The sequence below is a fragment of the Pedobacter planticolens genome (assembly GCF_014172375.1).
Lineage (GTDB): Bacteria > Bacteroidota > Bacteroidia > Sphingobacteriales > Sphingobacteriaceae > Pedobacter > Pedobacter planticolens.
This window is the reverse complement of the sequence record NZ_WNXD01000001.1, coordinates 220,092-241,604: the sequence shown is the minus strand read 5'-3', so window position 1 is coordinate 241,604 and position 21,513 is coordinate 220,092. Positions and strand designations below refer to the sequence as shown.

Below are 21,513 nucleotides of genomic sequence, written 5' to 3'. Positions count from 1 at the left end.
GACGAACAAGGTGGAGATTGCCACATTCGACGAAAAACCTCCTTCGCAAAGATGAGCTGACTTCTAATTTGCTACCGTCTCCACCCAGTTCCCATCTTCTTTAATAATCTCGATGAGTTCATTTAAAGCAGATGGCGTGTTTACGTTTTTCTTTACTACTTCCTTACCACGATACAAAGTAATTTTCCCAGGACCTGTACCTACGTAACCATAATCAGCATCAGCCATTTCTCCTGGACCATTTACAATGCAACCCATAATGGCAATCTTAATCCCTTTTAGGTGATCAGTTTTTGAACGAATGTATTGTGTAGTTTCTTGTAAATCGAATAGCGTACGTCCGCAACTTGGGCAAGAAATATATTCAGTTTTAGAAATACGAGTGCGTGTAGCTTGTAATATCCCAAAACTTGTAGAGTTTATTAAAGGCAAACCAATAGTTGAAGGTGCATCAATCCATACTCCATCACCAAAACCATCTGTCAATAATGCACCCATATCGCTAGCTGCATATAACATCAATTGGTCGGCATCTATATTGGTATACGTTCTTTTAATGATAACAGGAACTTGACTGTTTTGCTGTTGCAAAGCGACAAAAAATGCTCTCTGCTGTTGCATACCTAAATTTTTCGAAGTCTCGAGAATAATAACTGTTTTAGAGTCCGAAAGTCCGAAAGTCGGTAAGTCCGATAAGTTAAACTCATCAGCGTTAATACTTACAAAATTCAATACTTCATCTTTAACATCAACTGTGTTAAATTCTGCTTCGCTAAACAGCGGATAACAATTGTGTTTGTCTTTTAAATTAAGCCAAGTTTGATAGTTATAAACTTGCTTTAAATTCCCTGGAAAAGAGAAAGAAGGTAGTTTATCACCTAAGTAAACTAAATCACATGCTTGATCTGTGAGGTTATATTTATCTAATCCAGCGCTATAATTATAACCTAAAGCACTTAAAAAGTAAGGGTCTTTTAAATTTTGCTGGGTAACATCTACTAGTACAACTGGATGAAAATGACCGCCAATTTGCTGAACTGGAGTTGTAATGCGGCGAGCATATTGGTAAGGAGAATACATTGAGTTGCGAGTTACGAGTTGCGAGTTGTGAGTTTGGACTTCCGACTCATGACTAATGACTAATGACTTTCTTTCAAATCTATCTGCCAATGCTCTAGCTACTGGCGCTTCAAATTCTGGATCTTCAGTTAAAGAAACCCGTATGGTATCTCCTAATCCATCGGCCAATAAAGTTCCTATACCTACAGCAGATTTAATACGTCCATCTTCTCCATCACCGGCTTCGGTAACACCTAAATGCAAAGGATAATTCATACCCTCTTTTACCATCGTTTCTACCAATAAGCGATACGCTTGCACCATTACCTGCGTATTACTGGCTTTCATAGAAATACACAAATTGTAAAAATTTAAGTCTTCGCACATGCGGATAAATTCCATTGCCGATTCTACCATTCCACGTGGTGTATCGCCATAATGGCTCATAATTCTATCTGATAACGAACCATGATTTGTGCCAATACGCATCGCGGTACCGTATTCTTTACAGATTTTAACTAGTGGTGTAAATTTTTTATTAATACGTTCTAGCTCCGCTTGATATGCGCTTGTTGTATATTCTAAACTTTCAAATTTCTTTTTATCGGCGTAATTACCTGGGTTCACACGAACTTTTTCTACAATACGAGCAGCAGATTCGGCTGCATTTGGCGTAAAATGTATATCGGCAATTAAAGGAACATCGTATCCGCGTAAGCGTAATTCTTTTTTAATATTCGCTAAATTTTCGGCCTCTTTAATGCTTGGAGCAGTGATGCGTACATACTCGCAACCCGATTCTACCATGCGAATAGTTTGCTCTACCGTCGCGACAGTATCCATCGTATCAGTAGTCGTCATGGATTGGATGCGGATAGGATTTAAACCTCCCATTGGGATATTTCCTATTGTAACTTCGCGAGTTAAAAGCCTCGAATATTGGGTTAAACTGTTACAATAACCGCCTTCTAATTGGTATGGTTTAGCTACTTCTTGCATGCGATGCAAAGATAATGTAAATGTTCAATTGTTATATTGATGGAGTGTTAAATTAATCGCTGTTTAATAACGAGTGTGTTTGCAATTACATCATGCAAGCATTGTTGTTTTTTATTGAGGAAACTATACAAATAGCCTAAAAACAATGGCATAACTGAAATAGTTTTCGCCAAATTTCTACTAAAAGAAACACCTAACGGGATACGATTGCCCAGCATATCGGTTACTTTAATATCTAATAAGCGTTTGCCAATTGTTGCTTGTTTAATCGATGCTTCTGCAAAACTGCCGTACACTAATTTAGCAATTGGAACGAGTGCTAAAAATACTAAGGCGGTTGTAACACGAATAGCTTTTTGATCGATAAATATGAATGTAATTAGAACTACCGCAACATAGGCCATCATTAAAAAGAAATAATCGATAACAGAAGCAAGTAAGCGTTGATCAAAAGAAGCAAAATATTGTGGTGCCGTTTGTTGATGACGAAAGCCTAACCATTCACGTAGCTCTGGTAGTTCGTGAGCTTCTTTGTAGTCGTCCATGCTGGGTGTTCTAATAAAAGTACCTGGCTTTATATTTAGGTTTTTTAGTTCCGCTAAGCTATAAGGACCTTCTGGTTTACCATTAATAACTACTGTATACTCCATTGAGGTTTTAAGTTCTATGTATTAAGCATCCATTTTACTTACTACTTTACAAATGTAATGAGTAAAAATTTTCTACAATTAATTTTTACTCATTACCTCTCTAAAAACTGTAGAACCTAATATTAATATCTATCTACTTCGAAGCTACTTAAACCACCATCAAAATTAATAAACACTTTTTTGGTTGATGATTGATAGTTTGGTGTTTCGTAAAGACCTTCGCTAACTTTGATAAAGCCTGTAAAATCTTTAGAAGACAAACCAGTTTTGGTTTTAATACGGCAACCAGATCCTGTCGGGATTTTAATTTTTACATCGGCTACACCAGTTTTAACGTTCACATCGGTAATTGGCAGTAAATCTCCTAATTTAATATCCAGCTCTGCTGCACCTCCATCAAAATTGAAAGTTCTTACTTTATAATTGCTTAAATCAAAATCTATTTGACCAGCACCCATTCCAAAATGCATTTCCCAAATTGGCGCAGTGTTTAGGCGTATATCTACATCGTTTCCTCCGTTACCAATCGACCATCCTCTGCGATTGTTTTTGTTTTGCATTTTAAAGGTTAGGGTATTTACACTATCAGTAGTTGTTTTGTTTAATGCAAAATTTCCGTTTCTTTTTTTAACATCAGCTGAGAACAAACTGTCTGTTTCTCCTTTTAGATTGAACGAAGTACCTCCGCCAGAAATATTTAAAATTGTTTTTTTAAGGGTATCACCAGCTATAAGAGGTTCAGAAAAATTCAGTTTGCTATAATTAGAGTCGCTGTCATTATCATCGTCATCCATATCAATATTAACATGGTTTCCACGATCATTCCACCAAAAACCACGCTCGGGTCTTTGTTGTCCTTTTACAAACAAAACCGATAAGGTTATTACTAAAATACTTAATGAAATGATGTTTCCTGTTTGGGAATTGTTTCTATTGAAAAGGATATTTACACCTAATATGATTAAAAATACTGGCCAAAAATCCCACACATTACGCCAATAAAACTCAATAACGTTAAAGTTATCTAACAATAGTACGCCACCTATAAATAAAAGCAGCACACCCCATATTACTTTATCTAATTTCATCTTGTCAAAATTATTTTGTGCTTGGCGCATAGTTCGCATGAAAACTATCCAACCTTTAATTAATTATATATCATGCTTATTTGGTAAGATTGGTTAAGGATTTGGTGTTGCCGAATCTTTATCTTCTTCTACTATAGTTGCATCTTCAACAGGTTTTTCTGTAGTTGTTTTTTGTGCATCTTCAGTATTTTTTTTAAAGGTATCCCACTCGTTTTTTCGCTGATTTCTAAAAATTAAGCTTACTCCTAAGGCAACAATTGCTAAAGGCCATAATTTGTAAATTTTAAAAATATTAAACCAATGAGGGATCACATCAAATTGTCTTAGCAGGAAGTAAAAACCTAGTATTAATAAGATTAAACCACCAATTGTACGACCAGTGTCATTCCCTTTTGGAAATTGATTTATATTATTTGGGTCTTTAAAATCTGGCCCTGCATTTGGAGTATTCCATTTGGTTTGATCTCCAGAATTTGCAGGGTTATTAAATGCATTTGGCGAATTAAACATAGATGCATCTTGCTTGTTTTTTTCAAAATACTCGTTAAACTTTGCATAACGTGCAGTTGGGTCGTTATTAACAGGAACTACAATCCACATTACAATATAAACCAGTAAACCTGTGCCCGCTAAAAATATAGTAGCTAATACAAATAACACTTTTATAATTGTAATGTCTACTTGCATATAATCTGCCAAACCAGATGCAACACCTGCAACGGTTTTGTTGTGTTCGTTTCTAAACAATCTCTTTTCCATAACGCTATCTCCTTCTATTTATGTGTTAAAATTTTAATGGCTTCAGTGTTATTTCATCAACGTTTACACCATTACTTAAATTTAAAATGGAGTATAAAGAATTGGCAATATCTTCTGGTTGTACAAATTTATCTGGGCTTATTGTTGTGCCTGCCCATGAAGCTGTTAGTGTAGAACCTGGCAAAATTGCTGTTACTTTTACGTTGTATGCTGATAACTCTTTCCGCAATACATTATTAAGACTTAACATCGCTGCTTTTGTTACACTATAACTGCCTGCGTTATCAATTGTTTGGGTACTTGCTATAGAGCAGATATTAAAAATATGACCAGAGCGTTGTTCTCTCATCATTTTCCCAAAATATTTGGATAGATAATAAGGTGCATTTACATTTACCATACTTTGATATTCGAAGGTTTTATCTTCTTCATCTAACAAACTTCCAGGTATAAAAACTCCTGCGTTATTAACTAAAACATCAATCTTTGGATAGATTTTTTTCACTTCAGTACAAAAATTATAGATCTCGTCTTTATTGCCCATATCCGCCTTGATGGCAATAACCTTAACCTTGTATTGTGCTAGTTCATTTTTGAGTAGCTGTAAATCAGTTTCTGTTCTGGCACAAATTGCTAGGTTATATCCTTGCTGAGCTAATTTTAAAACAATAGCTTTTCCAATTCCTTTGGTGGCACCTGTAATTACTGCATTCATAATTAAAATATAGTTTGCTTAACACAAAAAAGGGTATTAATATTGGGAAACAATAATATTTTTTAATAAATACGCAAAGCCTCAAGATTTTTTATTGTTTCTTTGCATAATATTGTATTTACACTACAGCTAATCTTTATTAAATGAACTTTACCAATTTTGGCAAGTATATCCTGCTATTAAAAGCAGCGTTCAGGAAACCCGAAAAAACTAAAATATATTTAAAGGCCATTTTTCAGCAAATGGATTTTATAGGCGTAGGCTCATTAGGTTTAATTAGTATTATTTCTACTTTTATTGGCGCCGTAATGACTTTACAAATTGCTTTCCAATTGGTGAGTGATTTTATTCCTAAAACTATTATCGGTTCTGTTAACCGTGACTCGAGTATTTTAGAGTTAAGTCCTACCATTAGTGCAATTGTATTGGCTGGTAAAATTGGTTCGGCCATTTCATCAGAAATTGGTACCATGAGGGTAACCGAACAAATTGATGCTTTAGAGATTATGGGTATCAATGCACCTGGTTATTTAATTTTACCAAAAATTATAGCGGGTATTACAATGGTTCCTGTTTTAGTAATTATCTCGATGGTATTAAGTATTGTTGGTGGTTATTTAGGTGGAACACTTTCCGGAGCGCTTTCTGCTGCAGAATACGTACAAGGTATTACTACAGATTTTAATCCGTATACCATTACAGTAGCTTTGGTTAAGGCATTTGTTTTTGGTTTTATCATTACATCAGTACCAGCTTACGAAGGTTTTTATGTAAAAGGTGGCGCTTTAGAGGTTGCACAAGCAAGTACACGAGCTGTTGTAGTAAGCTGTATTAGTATTTTAGCATGTGATTATATTGTAACTCAATTATTATTATGATCGAGATTAAAGACATTTATAAATCGTTTGGTGATAATGAGGTTTTAAAAGGAATTTCTGGAAAATTCGAAGAAGGCGTTACCAATTTAATTATTGGCGGTTCTGGTTCTGGAAAAACAACCTTATTAAAATGCATGATTGGCTTACATCAGCCTGATAAAGGAACCGTATTATATGATGGAAGGGAATTTACGCAACTTAATTTCGAAGAACGTATAGAAATTAGAAAAGAGATTGGCATGTTATTTCAGGGTTCGGCATTATTTGATTCGATGACAGTTGAAGAAAATATCATGTTTCCTTTAAATATGTTTACCGACCAACCACGAAGTGAAAAATTAGATCGAGTTAATTTTTGTTTGGAAAGAGTTAATCTTGCGGATAAAAACAAATTATTTCCGGCAGAACTTTCTGGTGGGATGAAAAAACGTGTTGGTATTGCTCGTGCCATTGCAATGAATCCAAAATATCTTTTTTGCGATGAACCTAACTCGGGCTTAGATCCTAAAACTTCTATTGTAATTGATGAGTTAATTAAAGAAATTACGGAAGAATACAAAACTACAACCATTGTGGTTACGCATGATATGAACTCGGTAATGGGAATTGGCGATTATATTATTTTCTTACACGAAGGAAAAAAATTCTGGGAAGGTTCTAAAGAAGAAATTGCTAAAACTGATATCGAAGAACTTAACGATTTTGTATTTGCCAGCCGTTTTATGAAAGCCGCCAAAGGCAAATTTTAATTTACTATACCATTATGATAAGCCTTTTAACCCCAACACACTGGAAAGATTACGAATTATTGGATTGTGGAGATTTCGAAAAACTAGAACGCTTTGGCAACCTTGTACTTTCTCGTCCGGAACCGCAAGCAGTTTGGAAAAAAGTATTATCTCCACAAGAGTGGAAGAAAAAAACGCACATTAATTTTAAAGGCCGCTCTGCAACATCTGGAGAATGGATTAAATCTGAAAAAAGTATTCCAGACCGCTGGAATGTAAATTATAAAAACGATGATATTAGTATTAATCTGCGATTAGGACTTACCTCTTTTAAACACGTTGGTGTTTTTCCAGAGCAAGCTGTAAATTGGGATTACATTTCATCATCAATTAAAAAATTTAAAAATCCAGTACCAAAAGTGCTTAATTTATTTGCTTATACAGGTGCTGCGTCTTTGGTGGCTAAGGCCGCAGGTGCGGATACCACACATGTTGATTCGATTAAACAAGTGGTAAATTGGGCTAACGAAAACCAAGAATTATCTAATTTAAAGGATGTACGTTGGGTAGTTGAAGATGCACTTAAATTCGTAAAACGAGAATTAAAACGTGGTAAAAAGTACAACGGTATTATTTTAGATCCACCTGCTTTTGGTCATGGCCCAAATGGCGAGAAATGGAAACTAGAAGATCATATTCAAGAAATGATGCAAGATGTTGTTCAATTATTGGATGAAGATGAGCATTTTCTTATTTTAAACACGTATTCATTAGGTTTTTCATCGGTAATTGTAGAAAACCTAATTAAAACCTCTTTTCCACAGGTAAAAAACTTAGAGACAGGAGAGCTTTATTTACAGGCTACATCTGGCATTAAATTGCCTTTGGGTGTTTTTGGCAAATTCAATACTTTCAAAAAATAATCGATTAAATTTTAATAAAAAATCAGCTTTTTTAACAGAATGTTAATCTGTTGATAAGTATAAGATACGTCAAAACTGAATTGATGTATTTTTGACGAACTAGAAAACTAAAAATAAATACTACTTATGAAAATAACCAAGATTGCGGGGATATTCTTAATCGGAATTGCTACAATTAGCACCTTCTCTTATTGCACTTCTGATGCTAAAAAGGCTAAAGGTAAAACTGCAAGTACAGATTCAACCAAAGTTGAAGAGGAAAACTTACGTGCGCCAGTTGATACTGCGAAGTATAATGCTTTAATTAAAAAATTAGCCAATGGTGATACTACTGGAAAATGGCCAGTAAAAAATCAGCCTTACCCATTAGCTGGAGCAATTTTACCATTTAAACGTATTGTAGTTTATTACGGAAATTTACATTCGAAAAAAATGGGCGCATTAGGAGAATATGCTCCTAAAGAAATGTGGCAACGTTTAAATGCAGAAGTTAAAAAATGGGAAAAAGTAGATCCTTCTACCCCTGTGCAAGTTGGTTTGCATTATATTGCAGCAGTAGCGAGTGGTACACCTGGTAAAGACGGAAAATATATTAATAGAATGGCAAATAAGCAAATCGATTCAGTTTTAACGATTGCTAAAATGCGCCCAAATACCATTGTGTTTTTAGATTTACAAGTTGCTTTAAGTACTATAAAAGCTGAGCTTCCTCATATTGAAAAGTATTTGGAGATGCCTAATGTACATTTAGGTATCGACCCAGAGTTTTCTATGAAAGATGGTTCATTGCCAGGCAAAAAAATCGGGACTTATGATGCAGCTGATATTAATTACGTAACTGGATATTTAGCTGATCTAGTTAAAAAATATAACCTTCCTCCGAAAGTTTTTGTATTGCACCGTTTTACCAAAAAGATGGTGACTAATAGTCAAAATATTAAATTAAGACCAGAAGTGCAAATAGTAATGCACATGGATGGTTGGGGTGAACCTGATTTAAAATTAGGAACATATCGTCACTTCATTTTTGGAGAACCAGTACAGTTTACAGGATTTAAATTATTTTACAAAAACGATATTAAAAAGGCACCTAATCGCATGATGACGCCAGAAGAGTTAATGAAATTAAAACCATTGCCTAGTTATATTCAATATCAATAATTAGATTCAAAATCTTTTAAATCCTCATTCAATCTTTTTTGGATGGGGATTTTTTATATTAGAGAAATTAAACGCTATTATGAAAAACAGCTTACGAATTATTCTCTTTTTATTGATGCCCTTTTGTGTTTGTGCGCAAAATTTAAGTGATGCCAATAGCTACAAAAAAGCTTTAAAGCTAGCTGAAGAAACTCATAAACCTTTATTAATTATTGTTAGCATCAAACTTCCTGAAAATGTTAACATTCAGGTTGCTCCAAATCTTGCTCTAAAAGAACCCGATGTACTCAAAAAAATGAAGGATAACTTTGTTGTTTTTAATTCGGATAGATCTGATACAACCATGAATGCAATAATTGAAAAATATAAAATCAGAATTTATCCGACTTTCCTTTTTCTACACCCAAACGGGGACGCTTTTCATTCTGAATTTGGGAATATGAGCAATAAAAATCGATATCTCTTAATGCTGGAAAGAGCAATTGCTTTGAGCAAAGAAAAATCTATTACTGAATTAGCCGCAGATTATTCTGCCAATAAAACTGATAATGAAACATTAAAAAAACTAATAGAACTACGAAAAAGAAACTCAATAACTGATAATGCTGAACTAATTGAAAAATATGTCACAAATCTTAAGATTGATAATTTTAACAACTATGAGATCGTTTTATTTATTCTCGAGGCTGGTCCATTTGCTGATGGGTCTGCCTATAAATTTGCTTTTTCTAACAAAAAGATAACTGATAGCATTTATAAGAATGAACCACTACAGGTTAGAGCCGCTATAAATAATGGAATAATCGAAAATACAATGGCAAAGGCCATAAGAGATAAAAATGTAAATCAAGCTCAAGCTGCTTCGAGAGTCGCTAATAGTAACTATAGTTTTTATATGTTGAGGTATTATAAATCTGTAAAGGATACTGCCAACTACTTAAGGAATGCAACCTTCTATTACGATTCGAGATATATGAATATTAGTGCAGATTCGATTAAAAAATTAGAAGCTAAGCAACAACAAATTGCCTTAGATAGGAATAAGCAAGCTCTGTATTCTCCAAAGACAACATTATCTCAAGCAAAGATCGACAGTATAAAATCAAGCCCAAATACCATAGTTAAGAAAGAAACAATTTCAGCGATAACATCATCAGCTAGTTTATCCAATTCTTATGCAAATTCATTGAATTCTGCTGCTTGGAGTTTTTATGAAACTGGCACAAAAAACATAAATTATCTTCTTAAAGCCGTAACTTGGAGTACAAGGTCTATTGAATTAAATCCAAGTGCTAGTTATTATGATACTTTAGCCCATTTATTTTACCAACTACGTTATTTTGAACAGGCTGTTAAGACACAACAAACTGCTATTAATCAAGCTAAAATAGAAGGGAGATCTTATGAAAATCTTCAGGAGGAGTTAAAAAAAATGAAAGCTAAGTCACTTTAAATCATTAATTATATAATTAAAAAGGCTTCGAGAAATCTAGAAGCCTTTTTAATTTATTCTCTTTTATTAAAAAAACCCTAACTGCCCTTTATCGTCAATCTTTATATCATCTGGATTGGTGATTTCGAAATCTACTTTTTTAGCAGGTTTAGGTTCTTCTGGTTTTACTTCTTCTTCTGGTTTTTCAACTTTTGGTTCAACTTTAACGGCTGGAGTTTCTATAATAGGTTGTTCGATTTCTTCTTCAGGTTCTACCTCAACAATTTCAACACTCTCCGAATTAGCAGTTGAAATTTCATCTTCTATTATTTCTTCTTCAATAGTTATTTCATCAACTACTTCTATTGAGTTTTCGACTAAATCTTCTTCCTCATCCAACAATACATTAGAATCTGTTTTTATAACAGTTATAATTTCAACAAGCTCTGTTCCTATTTCAGATTCCGCATTAACTAAACTCACATTTTTTACCTCGTGTTGCGAAAGCCGGTTACCATTTGCTTTTAGCCCTTTAACATCAATTAATCCTGTCAAATCCAACAACAAAGTTTCTGGAGTTTTAGATTTTCCTTTTTCTACATCAACTTGCACTTGAGCATCTGATTTTCCGGTAATTAAAATCAATTTAGAACCAGGTTCTTCGCTTATTATGCTGACTTCTTTACCTGCAGGTTGTAATTCGAACACAAAACGTTTTACAAAATAGTTTTTCGCTTTGGTATCGTAATGCACCAATCCGTAAACTCTTTCAGGATCAAATTTTTGCATTAACACAATTCCTGGATCAAAGTGATTACTTAAGTCGAATGAAGTCAATTCATACCAACCTGCGACATTAACTTGCAAAATCTTATCATCGCCATCAAACTCACCAAGATATTTTCCTCTTCCATCTACATTTAACCGCTTCAATAATTCATCGTACCAAATCTTTAATCCTGATAATGTAGAAACACCTTTACTTTTAAATAAAACCTTTTTAACCGGATATTTAGAAATGATATTACCTTGTGATGCACGACCTTTTATCGCAGTTTCTGCAAAATCTATATCAAATTGTAGTTTTTTAAGTTTAGAATGTGGTTTAAGTTGTACGGTAATTACTTCCGCTTCACCATTCGGATTGGCGGTAAAATATAAAATCTTAGAGCCTTTTGTTCCTTTAGTTAAATCGTATTCTTTATCGCGGGTAACGCCCAAAACCGAAAAACGTTTAATGTAATTCGTTCCGTTAGCGCCATCTCTATAAATGAGATTATAAACCGTTCTATCATCGCCTTTTTTAAATACTTGTGCATGGATAATTCCCTTACCAACAAAAGTTTTATCGGCTACTTTGGAAACAATACATTTCCCATCTTCTCTAAAAACGATAATTTCATCTATATCAGAACAATCTGCCACAAACTCATCCTTACGTAAACCCGTACCAATAAAACCATCTTCACGGTTCATGTACAATTTCACATTTGCCAGCGCCACTTTACTAGCTTCCACTTTATCGAACAGACGAATTTCCGTTTTACGTTCTCGGCCTTTGCCATATTTATCTTTTAATTTCTGATACCAAGCAATGGCGTAATCCGTTAAATGACGCAAATGGCCTTTAACTACTTTTATTTCATCCTCCAAAGCTTTCATTTGCTCATCTGCCTTTTTCACATCAAATCGAGTGATGCTACTCATTGGTTTATCAATTAGCTTTTTAAAATCTTCAGGTAAAATTTCTCTATATAATGAGGCTTTAAAAGGGTCAAACAATAAATTTAAAACCGTAACAACACCGTCAAAATCAGTTGAATTTTCATATTCAGGATTTTTATACATCCCTTCCTGAATGAAAATCTTTAACAATGAACTAAAGAAAATTCGTTCTTGTAATTCGTGCAAACGGATCTCCAATTCACGTTTTAACAGAAATTTAGTGTGCTTGGTATTCTGTTCTAAAATATCATTAACCGTTAAGAAATGAGGTTTATCATCCTTAATAATACACGTATTTGGCGAAATTGAAACCTCACAAGAAGTAAAGGCATACAATGCGTCAATCGTAACATCTGGCGAGATGCCGGGTGCTAGTTGAATTACAATTTCTACATGAGCAGCTGTATTATCTTCAATCTTTTTGATTTTGATTTTGCCCTTATCGTTGGCCGCTAAAATACTATCAATAACAGATCCGGTTGTGGTACTATATGGAACTTCGGTAATCACCAAAGTCTTTTTATCTTTTTCTGTAATTTTTGCCCGAACCCTAATTCTACCACCACGCATGCCTTCGTTGTAGTTAGAAAAATCGGCCATCCCACCCGTAAAGAAATCTGGTAAAATGTTGCTTCTATTTCCTTTTAAAATTTCTATCGACGCATCCAATAATTCCACAAAATTGTGCGGCATAACTTTAGTCGCCAATCCAACGGCAATACCTTCGGCTCCTTGCGCTAATAATAAGGGAAATTTAACTGGTAACGTAACGGGCTCGCTGTTTCTACCGTCGTAACTTAATTGCCAAATGGTAGTATCAGCATTAAAAACAACATCGTTTGCAAATTTCGATAAACGTGCTTCGATATAACGAGGTGCCGCAGCGCTATCTCCTGTAACAGGATCGCCCCAGTTGCCCTGACAATCTATTAATAAATCTTTCTGACCAATTTGCACCATCGCATCGCCAATTGAGGCATCTCCATGCGGATGATATTTCATCGTATTCCCAATAACGTTGGCCGCTTTATTAAATCGTCCATCGTCCATTTCCTTAAGCGAATGCATAATACGGCGCTGCACAGGTTTTAAACCATCGTGTATGTGCGGAACCGCCCTATCTAGAATTACATAAGAAGCATAATCGAGAAACCAATTTTCATAAAGCCCATTAATTGGGGTAATTGTATGTTTATTTTCTTCGTTTAAGTTGTTTTCTAATTCGTCACTCATTCGCTATTAAAGTATTTGGGATGCGTAAATATAACGCTTGTTGGCAGAATTTTAGAGAGAAGTTTTGAACACGTTGTGAAATAAATTTACGATGTTGGATTTTAGATTTTAGATTGAATTTGAAAAGCTAAAATCCAATTCCTATTAATGTTACTCCCGCTGTTCACTTTACTTCGTGTTCGCTGCCATCGGGTTTAGTCAACGCAGGTTTGTACAACTATTTGAGGTTTTACCCACCCAACCTATCCTCAACAAAACCGAAAGGCAATAAACTCTTCACTCCTCTTACTTTAATAATTTTGCCGTCAATACAGTAAAACAAAACATCAATTGGCGATTTTTGTCTTTGTTCATATTCTGCCATTACTTGTAAACATGCGCCGCAAGAAGTAACTGGGTTTTCTATTTTAAAATTTGCAGTTTGTGCCGTAATTGCCATCGATTTTATAATCGCATTTGGATAATTTGACCCAATTGTAAATAGTGCAACTCGCTCTGCACAAAGTCCAGATGGGTAAGCAACATTTTCTTGATTACTCCCTAAAACCACCTGATTATCAGCCAGCAAAACTGCTGTTCCGACTTTAAATTTAGAATATGGTGAGTGTGAAGAAGCCAATGCTTCTTTTGCTTTATTACATAACATTTGGTCTGTTTCAGAAAGTTCTTCTAAACCATCAAAAGTCTCGTAGCTGATTGTAAAGTTTTGTGTATTCATATACTTAGTTCCACAAATTATTTGCGGGATATAAACCTAAGCTATTTTTTCTTTAAATTCTAATGAACTTTTCAGAACCTTTTTGCTTTAAAAACGTTATTTTGATGGCATGGTTTTAGCGACCAAATTTATTAATCACCTCAACTAATTTTCGTTTGAAGAAATATTTACGCAAAGGCCTTAAAATTACCCTCTGGGTTATAGCTAGTTTAATTTTACTAGTTGTGCTACTTGCGGTTTCCCTAAATATTCCAGCAGTACAAAATTTTGTTAAAAATAGAGCTATTTCCTATCTCAAAAACAAAACAAAGACAGAAATCAGACTAGAAAGTATTAAAATCGCTCTGCCTAAAGATGTAATCTTAAGTAAATTTTATATCGAAGATAGAAAGGGCGATACACTTTTGTATGCTGAAAAGCTAGCGGTAGATATTAATCTTTTTAAATTGCTCAAAAACACAGTTGAGATTAATAATATTGAGCTAAAAAACATACGTGCTAATGTAAAACGGATTAATCCGGATACGAGTTTCAATTTTTCTTTTTTGGTAGATGCTTTTATGACTGAGGAGAAAAAAAATCCTGAAACTGATACCGCTTCTGCCCCGCTTAAGTTTAGAATTGATAAAGTTTTATTTACAGATATTGGTATTACCTATCGGGATGATGTTGCAGGTAACGATGTGAAATTACATCTTGGCGAATTTAAATCGAGGATTAAAGATTTTGATTTAGCTAAACAGAATTACGTTATCAAAGAATTAAGTTTAAAAAACACGTCGCTAAATTATCTTCAGCAGAAACCTTTAACGCAATTGGTGCAACATATTACCAATAGTGTTGACAGCACACAAAAAGAAACCGGAAAATTACCAACGATAACTGTACAAAATTTTTCATTTAGCAATGTAAAAATCAACTACGACGATCAATTATCAACTACAAAAGCAATTGCAAACTTAAATGATTTAGGCTTGGTTAATTTAAAAGTAGATTTAACAAATGGCAAGTACAACGCCGATGAAGCCAGATTAAATAAATCGAAAATTTTGCTTGCTTTTAAACCTGCACCGAGTAATAATCTAAAAAAAGTAAAAGATACAGTTGTTGTAGAAACATCGCCTTTGGCTTTATTTTTAAAGAAAGTTGATTTTAATGACAATGAACTACAATTTGATAATTTAGCCGCAAAACCAACAAAAGGTTTAGATTTTAATCATCTTAACATTACCAATTTAAATTTAGGAGCTAATGATTTGAATTTTAGTAATGGCGGAATTACAGTTAAAGTAAATAATAGCTCTTTAAAAGATAAAAGTGGTTTCATTTTAAACGATTTAAAAGGCAATGCGATTTATAATGACAAGCAAATTAAATTAGCCAACTTCATTTTAAAAACTCCAAATACGACCATAGAAAACGCAACTGAATTGAACTTTACTTCGTTAGATGATTTAACCAAACATCCTGAAAAAGTGAGATTGAGTTTAAACTTTAAAAACACAACCATAGGTTTAAAGGATGCATTTTTTTTCAGTGATGCAATTCCTGCAAATTATCGAAATGAAAAAATTAAAATCAATGCGAATGTAAACGGATATTTAAACAATTTGAATATTCCTCAATTGCAAATTAGCGGCTTAAAAAACACACAAATTGACATTAGCGGTAAGGCAAAAGGATTACCTGATATTAATAAAACCTATCTCGATTTAACTATTAAGAAACTTCATTTAACTAAAAGTGATATTCTAGTTATCGTTCCAAAAAAATCGTTACCCCCTACTATAGAATTACCAAATGTAATTGATGCGAAAGGGAATTTCAAGGGTTCAATGACAGATTTCAACACCAACCTAAATGTACAAACAGATATGGGTGGTGCTGTAGTTGTTGCAAATATGAAAGGGCCAAAAGGTAAAGAGAGTTACAAAGCGAATATCAGTTTAAACAATTTTAATGTAGGAAAACTGCTAAAACAACAAGCAACATTGGGCAAAATTACCGCTAAAGCTGATGTAGTTGGAACGGGTTTAGATCCTAAAAAAATCAATGCGAAGTTTAATGCGAAAGTTTTAAGTGCTACGTACAATAAATATAATTATCGCAATTTGAGTTTGAGTGGAACTTACGCTAATCAGCTAGTAAATGTCAAAAGTAATATGCCTGATAGTAATGCGAACTTTAATTTAAACGCACAAATTAACTTAGCAGGAAAATATCTTGCTTTAAAAGCAAATGTAGATTTGAAACAAGTTGATTTGCAGAAACTAAATTTTAGTAAAACAGAGTTTAAAGTTGCAGGGAATATTAAAGCGAATATCAGCACTGTTGACATAGATTATTTAAATGGTGATGTTTTTGCCACTGGTTTGCAATTGGTAAAAGAAGGCAAAAAATTTAATGTAGATACTGTTGAGCTACATGCACTTTCTACCGCAACAGAGAATAGACTTTCTTTAAAATCTGAATTATTAAGTGCAAAAATTGATGGGAAATATCAATTGAGTAAAATCGGAAATGCAGTAATTAATCAGATCAATAAATATTATCAATTTGGTGAAGTTACTCCCATTCCAGATCAGCGATTTCGGTTTGCTATCAATATTTACAATCCTAAATTCTTAGAAGATTTTGTGCCAGAATTGACCTCTTTCGTACCATCAACTATTAATGGATTGTTAGACACACAAAAGGACAGCTTATTGATGAATGCTTCTTTTCCAAAAATAGTTTATGGCGATTATACTATAGATAGCACTCGAATTGTAGTAAATAACAACAATCAAAAATTAAATTACAATTTCACAATCAAGAGTATTCAAAGTCCTACTATCGTTTTATTTAACAGTGAAATTTCGGGCAATGCAGCAAATAATCAGCTAAATGCAAATGTATTTCTTCGAGATAGACAACGAAAAGATAAATACGTAATTGCAGGGATTTTCAACTCATTTAATAAAGATTTCAGATTTAGTTTAGATCCCAACAAGCTCTTATTGGATTACGAAAAATGGACTGTTGATCCAAAAAATTATATACAATTTGGTCAATCTGGTATTTTGGCCAATCAATTTAATTTAAGTCAAGGTTCGCAATTACTAAGCATTAACAGCACTAACAATACTCCAAACTCACCTTTAGAAGTAGAGTTTAAAAACTTCCAAATAGAAACGCTAACCAAATTTGCAGAAACTGATACGACTTTGGTTGGCGGTACAATTAACGGAAAAATTGATGTCAAAGACTTAGTATCAAATCCTAAATTCGAAGCCAATTTAACTGTGAATAAATTACGTTATCAAAAAGATGAACTTGGAGATTTGAGTTTATTAGTCAATAATAATACTGAGAATGCTTTTGAAGTTGATGCGAGATTAAAAGGCGTTCATGAATTAAGTGCAAAAGGGTTTTACTACACAGCGCCACAAAGTGCGTTAGACTTAGTTGTAAATATTGACAAAATAGACTTACGAGAAATAGAAAGTGTTAGTTTAGGTCAAATAAGGAATGGAAAAGGGACATTAACAGGTCAATTTTCTGTAAAAGGAGAATTAACGGCGCCTAAAATATTGGGTGCGCTTAAGTTTAACAATGCTGGATTTAACGTGGCCTACATCAACTCGTACTTTACTATGCCTGATCAGCAAATTGCGTTTACAAATGAAGGAATTAGGTTTGACGACTTCACGTTAATTGATTCATTAGGGAAAAAAGCAATTATCGATGGAAATATTTACACCACAGATTTTAAAAATGTAAGATTTGGTTTAGACATTAGAACGAATAATTTTAGAGCATTAAATTCTACCGCAGCTGATAATGATATGATTTATGGTACAGTATTTTTAACCAGTACGATAAAAGTTCGCGGAGATTTAAATCAACCAGATGTTAACATGAACGTGAAAGTTAACAAAGGAACAAAATTCTTCTATGCTTTACCAATAAGTGATCCATCGGTAATTGAACAAGACGGAATTGTGGAGTTTATTGATAAAGATACGCCTCCATTTAATGGCAAAAAGGACTTAAAAGCAGATAGCATAAGTAAATCTCCGCTTAAAGGTTTAAATCTCGTTGCTGACATAACTGTTGATCCAGATGCTGAATTGAATGTAGTTGTCGATCCTCAAAATGGAGATAATTTAAGCATAAAAGGCAATGCCAATTTGAACGCAACAATAGATCCTAGCGGAAAAATTAGTTTAACTGGACGTTATGAAGTTGACGAAGGTTCTTATAGTTTAACTGTTGCACCATTGGGTAAACGACCATTTAAAATTGTAAAAGGAAGCACTATTATTTGGACAGGTGAGCCAACCGCAGCAACTGTTAATTTAACCGCATTATATGAAGTTAATGCCGCTCCAATTGATTTAATTAACGAACCAGATAATATTAGAGCAAAAACGAAATTACCTTTCCAAGTGTATCTATACATGAAAGATGAGTTACTAAAACCAACCATTTCTTTCAAAATTGATTTACCAGAAAACGAACGTGGCGCATTGGAAGGAACCGTTTACACCAAATTACAAAATGTAAATAGAGATGAAAATGAACTGAATAAACAAGTTTTTGCATTACTTGCTTTAAACCGATTTATTGCCAATAATCCTTTCCAAAGTTTAGCTGGTGGTGGTGGTGGTGCTTCTACTTTAGCTCGATCTAGTGTAAGCAAATTATTAACTGAGCAATTGAATAATTTAGCATCTGATTTAATTCAAGGTGTAGATTTGGACTTTGGTGTTAACTCTTCTGAAGATTATTCTACTGGAGCATTACAACAAAAAACAGATTTAGAAATCGGTTTATCTAAAAAATTATTGAGCGATAGATTGACAGTAACTGTAGGAAGTTCGTTTGGTTTAGAAGGCCCTAAAACACCTGGACAAAGTTCATCAAATATTGCAGGAAATGTAAATATAGATTACGCACTTTCTGCTGATGGAAGATATAGATTAAGATTTTATCGCCGTAACCAAAATGAAGGAATAGTTGAAGGGCAGATTATAGAAACTGGCCTCGGATTTACGTTAGTTGTAGACTACAATAAGTTTAGAGAGATTTTCCAATCCCGCAAGAAAAAAATAAGAAAACAAATAGAAGAAAAAACAAAAAATGAAACAACTAATTAAATCGATATTATTTTTATTGGCTTGTTTGGTTGTGACTAGCTGTAGTACAACCAGCAGATTAAAACCTGGGCAATATTTGTATACTGGGGCGGATATAAATATCAATCCGGATTCATCTGCAAGAATTGATGACCAAAAAGAGGTTAAAAAAACTTTAGAAAGCAAAACTAGACCAACTCCAAATAAATCGATATTAGGAATTAAATATAAGTTGTTGATTCACAATCTAGCTCCTGATACCGTGAAGCCAAAAGGCATTGGCAATTGGTTAAAAAACAAGATTGGCGAACCTCCAGTTTTATTGAGTGAGGTAAAAATTAAATACAATAACGATGTTTTAAAAAGTTATTTGATTAGCCAAGGATATTTACAATCTGATGTTACCGGGGATACGGTTATAAAAGGTAAAAAAGGGAAAGCTGTTTATACTGTAAATACAGGAATTAGGTATAAAATTAGCAGCATAACTTTCCCAAAAGACACAGGAAATTTAACGCATATCATCAATTTAAATAAAGATAAAACACTTTTAAAGATTGGTGATTTTTACGATTTAGATACCTATAAAAATGAGCGCATTAGAATTGATAACGATTTAAAAGAAAGTGGTTATTTCTATTTCAGTCCAGATTATTTGATTTTACAAGTAGATAGTACAATTGGCAAAAATTTGGTTGATATCAATGTAAACATTAAAAATAGTTCTCCAGATGCTGGATTAAAACCTTACACTATTAAAAACATCAATATTTATCCAAATTATAATTTACGTAGAGATAGTTTATTAAGAAGTTTAATGCCCTTACAGTATAACGATTTCAATATTTACGATAATAGAAACACTTTCAAACCTAAATTATTCGACAGATTAGTTTTCTTCAAGAAAGGAGAAAATTACAACAGAAAAGACCATAATCAATCTTTAAATAGGATGGTAAACATTGGCGCTTTTCAAGATGTTAGAGCAGAATTTTTACCAATCGATAGTTTCAAAAACAATCAATTAAACCTAAACATTTATCTCACTCCACTCAAGAAAAACTCATTAACTTTTTCAGTTACTGGAACAAGTAAATCGAATAATTTTGTAGGCTCTGAAGTTAAATTAACTCAAACCACACGAAATTTATTTAGAGGTGCAGAGCAGTTAGATGTAAGTCTAAGTGGTGGTTTTGAAACACAAGTTAGCGGACAATCTCGAGGTTTAAATTCTTATTCTTTTACTGCAGAAGGCAAATTAACTTTTCCTCAATTTATAGTTCCTTTTTATAAACCTAGAGTTACAAATGCATTTATTCCTAAAACTATTGCATCGCTTTCTTATCAATTATTAAGTAGAGGCTCAGAATATTCTTTAAATGCATTTAAGGCAGAATTTGGTTATAGTTTTAAAGAAAATATCTATAAAGAGCATAATTTAAACCCAATTTCTGTCAATTATGTTCAGCCTAGTTTCCCTTCAGATTCTGTAGAGAAAAGCCTTTATTTGGAAAATCCTTATTTAAGAAGTGCTTTAGAACGACAATTTATAATTGGTAGCAATTACAACTTCACGTACACCAATCAAATGGAAGATAAGCGTAGAAATAATACGTACTTTTTTGGCAGCATAGAAACTGGCGGTAATTTATGGGGATTATTTGTACAGAAAAATGATTTAGGGAAACGAGAATTTTTCAATACTCCACTTACTCAATTTGTTAGACTTGAAACTGATTTAAGAGACTATTACAAAATCAACAGAAATGTAACTTGGGCAAGCAGATTAAACTTCGGTTATGGTTACGCTTACGGCAATAGCACTTCTTTGCCTTTTGTACGTCAGTTTTTTGCTGGCGGAAGTAATGATATTAGAGCATTTAGAGCTAGAACATTAGGCCCAGGCACTTTTAAAGTTAAGCCTGATGCAAAATTCGCAGATCAAGGTGGCGATATAAAAATGATGTTAAATACAGAGTTGAGGTTTAAGATTGTAAGCGTTTTATATGGTGCTGTATTCGTTGATGCTGGTAATGTTTGGCTTCGAAAAGAAGATAAAGGAGATCCTGCAATTCCAGGAAGTGGAAGACCAGGTTCAGGATTTAAACTCAAAAACACACTAAGCGAATTAGCTGTTGGTACTGGTGCAGGCTTAAGAATTGATGCTCAAATATTTGTGATTAGATTAGATGGTGCATTCCCAATTCGGAAACCTTATTTACCAAGTGGACAACGTTGGGTATTGGATCAAGTAGATTTTGGCAGTAAAACTTGGCGTAAAGAAAATTTTATTTTAAACATTGGCATCGGATACCCGTTTTAATA

At 33.6% G+C, this 21,513-nt stretch carries 14 protein-coding genes; 7 read left to right on the top strand and 7 right to left on the bottom strand.

Annotated elements, in window-relative coordinates; all coding sequences use genetic code 11:
• Positions 1–63: 63 nt before the first annotated feature.
• The 5 genes from ispG to GM921_RS00950 all read right to left on the bottom strand — a co-directional run bounded on the left by ispG (position 64) and on the right by GM921_RS00950 (position 5,270).
• A complete protein-coding gene (ispG, locus tag GM921_RS00970) occupies positions 64–2,058 on the bottom strand; it encodes a (E)-4-hydroxy-3-methylbut-2-enyl-diphosphate synthase (RefSeq protein ID WP_182920745.1) in 1,995 nt (664 codons plus the stop codon).
• Between the two features lie 47 nt (positions 2,059–2,105).
• Positions 2,106–2,708: an RDD family protein gene (locus GM921_RS00965; protein WP_182920744.1), complete on the bottom strand. Its 603-nt coding sequence runs from the start codon at positions 2,706–2,708 to the stop codon at positions 2,106–2,108.
• Between the two features lie 122 nt (positions 2,709–2,830).
• Positions 2,831–3,796, bottom strand: coding sequence for a LiaF transmembrane domain-containing protein (locus tag GM921_RS00960; protein ID WP_182920743.1), 966 nt, complete (start codon positions 3,794–3,796; stop codon positions 2,831–2,833).
• A 93-nt stretch (positions 3,797–3,889) separates the two neighbouring features.
• The gene (locus GM921_RS00955; protein ID WP_182920742.1) at positions 3,890–4,555 is read right to left on the bottom strand and encodes a PspC domain-containing protein; all 666 of its coding nucleotides are present in this window, start codon (positions 4,553–4,555) and stop codon (positions 3,890–3,892) included.
• Between the two features lie 25 nt (positions 4,556–4,580).
• Positions 4,581–5,270 carry an SDR family oxidoreductase gene (locus tag GM921_RS00950; RefSeq protein WP_182920741.1) on the bottom strand — a complete coding sequence of 230 codons (690 nt, stop codon included), beginning with the start codon at positions 5,268–5,270 and terminating at the stop codon, positions 4,581–4,583.
• Positions 5,271–5,413: 143 nt separating this feature from the next.
• Between GM921_RS00950 and GM921_RS00945 the strand changes: the two genes are divergently transcribed.
• From GM921_RS00945 to GM921_RS00925, 5 genes are all read left to right on the top strand, one after another.
• The gene (locus tag GM921_RS00945) at positions 5,414–6,148 is read left to right on the top strand and encodes an MlaE family ABC transporter permease (protein ID WP_182920740.1); all 735 of its coding nucleotides are present in this window, start codon (positions 5,414–5,416) and stop codon (positions 6,146–6,148) included.
• Positions 6,145–6,897 (top strand): ABC transporter ATP-binding protein, encoded by a 753-nt coding sequence (locus tag GM921_RS00940; protein WP_182920739.1) that lies wholly within the window; start codon positions 6,145–6,147, stop codon positions 6,895–6,897. The genes GM921_RS00945 and GM921_RS00940 overlap by 4 nt, the downstream gene beginning before the upstream one ends.
• A gap of 14 nt (positions 6,898–6,911) precedes the next feature.
• Entirely contained in the window at positions 6,912–7,799 is an 888-nt protein-coding gene (locus tag GM921_RS00935) for a class I SAM-dependent methyltransferase (protein ID WP_182920738.1), read from the top strand.
• A gap of 126 nt (positions 7,800–7,925) precedes the next feature.
• Positions 7,926–8,960 (top strand): hypothetical protein, encoded by a 1,035-nt coding sequence (locus GM921_RS00930; RefSeq protein WP_182920737.1) that lies wholly within the window; start codon positions 7,926–7,928, stop codon positions 8,958–8,960.
• Between the two features lie 79 nt (positions 8,961–9,039).
• The gene (locus GM921_RS00925; RefSeq protein ID WP_182920736.1) at positions 9,040–10,413 is read left to right on the top strand and encodes a thioredoxin domain-containing protein; all 1,374 of its coding nucleotides are present in this window, start codon (positions 9,040–9,042) and stop codon (positions 10,411–10,413) included.
• A 66-nt stretch (positions 10,414–10,479) separates the two neighbouring features.
• Here GM921_RS00925 and GM921_RS00920 read toward each other — a convergent pair whose 3' ends face one another.
• Together GM921_RS00920 and GM921_RS00915 are read right to left on the bottom strand one after the other, a co-directional pair.
• Positions 10,480–13,350, bottom strand: a complete 2,871-nt coding sequence (locus GM921_RS00920) for a DNA gyrase/topoisomerase IV subunit A (RefSeq protein ID WP_182920735.1) — start codon at positions 13,348–13,350, stop codon at positions 10,480–10,482.
• A gap of 229 nt (positions 13,351–13,579) precedes the next feature.
• Positions 13,580–14,068 (bottom strand): cytidine deaminase, encoded by a 489-nt coding sequence (locus tag GM921_RS00915; RefSeq protein WP_182920734.1) that lies wholly within the window; start codon positions 14,066–14,068, stop codon positions 13,580–13,582.
• 155 nt (positions 14,069–14,223) lie between these two features.
• On the opposite strand from GM921_RS00915, the gene GM921_RS00910 reads away from it, so the two are divergent.
• Complete coding sequence (locus GM921_RS00910; RefSeq protein WP_182920733.1) at positions 14,224–19,209, top strand: translocation/assembly module TamB domain-containing protein; 4,986 nt, start codon at positions 14,224–14,226, stop codon at positions 19,207–19,209.
• Entirely contained in the window at positions 19,193–21,511 is a 2,319-nt protein-coding gene (gene tamL / locus GM921_RS00905; RefSeq protein WP_182920732.1) for a translocation and assembly module lipoprotein TamL, read from the top strand. Before GM921_RS00910 ends, tamL begins: the two co-directional genes overlap by 17 nt.
• Positions 21,512–21,513: the final 2 nt, after the last annotated feature.

Excerpts from the sequence above, each read along its gene's own strand:
- ispG (WP_182920745.1), bottom strand. The coding sequence starts at position 2,058 with ATGCAAGAAGTAGCTAAACCATACCAATTAGAAGGCGGTTATTGTAAC.
- GM921_RS00965 (WP_182920744.1), bottom strand. The coding sequence starts at position 2,708 with ATGGAGTATACAGTAGTTATTAATGGTAAACCAGAAGGTCCTTATAGC.
- GM921_RS00960 (WP_182920743.1), bottom strand. The coding sequence starts at position 3,796 with ATGAAATTAGATAAAGTAATATGGGGTGTGCTGCTTTTATTTATAGGT.
- GM921_RS00955 (WP_182920742.1), bottom strand. The coding sequence starts at position 4,555 with ATGGAAAAGAGATTGTTTAGAAACGAACACAACAAAACCGTTGCAGGT.
- GM921_RS00950 (WP_182920741.1), bottom strand. The coding sequence starts at position 5,270 with ATGAATGCAGTAATTACAGGTGCCACCAAAGGAATTGGAAAAGCTATT.
- GM921_RS00945 (WP_182920740.1), top strand. The coding sequence starts at position 5,414 with ATGAACTTTACCAATTTTGGCAAGTATATCCTGCTATTAAAAGCAGCG.
- GM921_RS00940 (WP_182920739.1), top strand. The coding sequence starts at position 6,145 with ATGATCGAGATTAAAGACATTTATAAATCGTTTGGTGATAATGAGGTT.
- GM921_RS00935 (WP_182920738.1), top strand. The coding sequence starts at position 6,912 with ATGATAAGCCTTTTAACCCCAACACACTGGAAAGATTACGAATTATTG.
- GM921_RS00930 (WP_182920737.1), top strand. The coding sequence starts at position 7,926 with ATGAAAATAACCAAGATTGCGGGGATATTCTTAATCGGAATTGCTACA.
- GM921_RS00925 (WP_182920736.1), top strand. The coding sequence starts at position 9,040 with ATGAAAAACAGCTTACGAATTATTCTCTTTTTATTGATGCCCTTTTGT.
- GM921_RS00920 (WP_182920735.1), bottom strand. The coding sequence starts at position 13,350 with ATGAGTGACGAATTAGAAAACAACTTAAACGAAGAAAATAAACATACA.
- GM921_RS00915 (WP_182920734.1), bottom strand. The coding sequence starts at position 14,068 with ATGAATACACAAAACTTTACAATCAGCTACGAGACTTTTGATGGTTTA.
- tamL (WP_182920732.1), top strand. The coding sequence starts at position 19,193 with ATGAAACAACTAATTAAATCGATATTATTTTTATTGGCTTGTTTGGTT.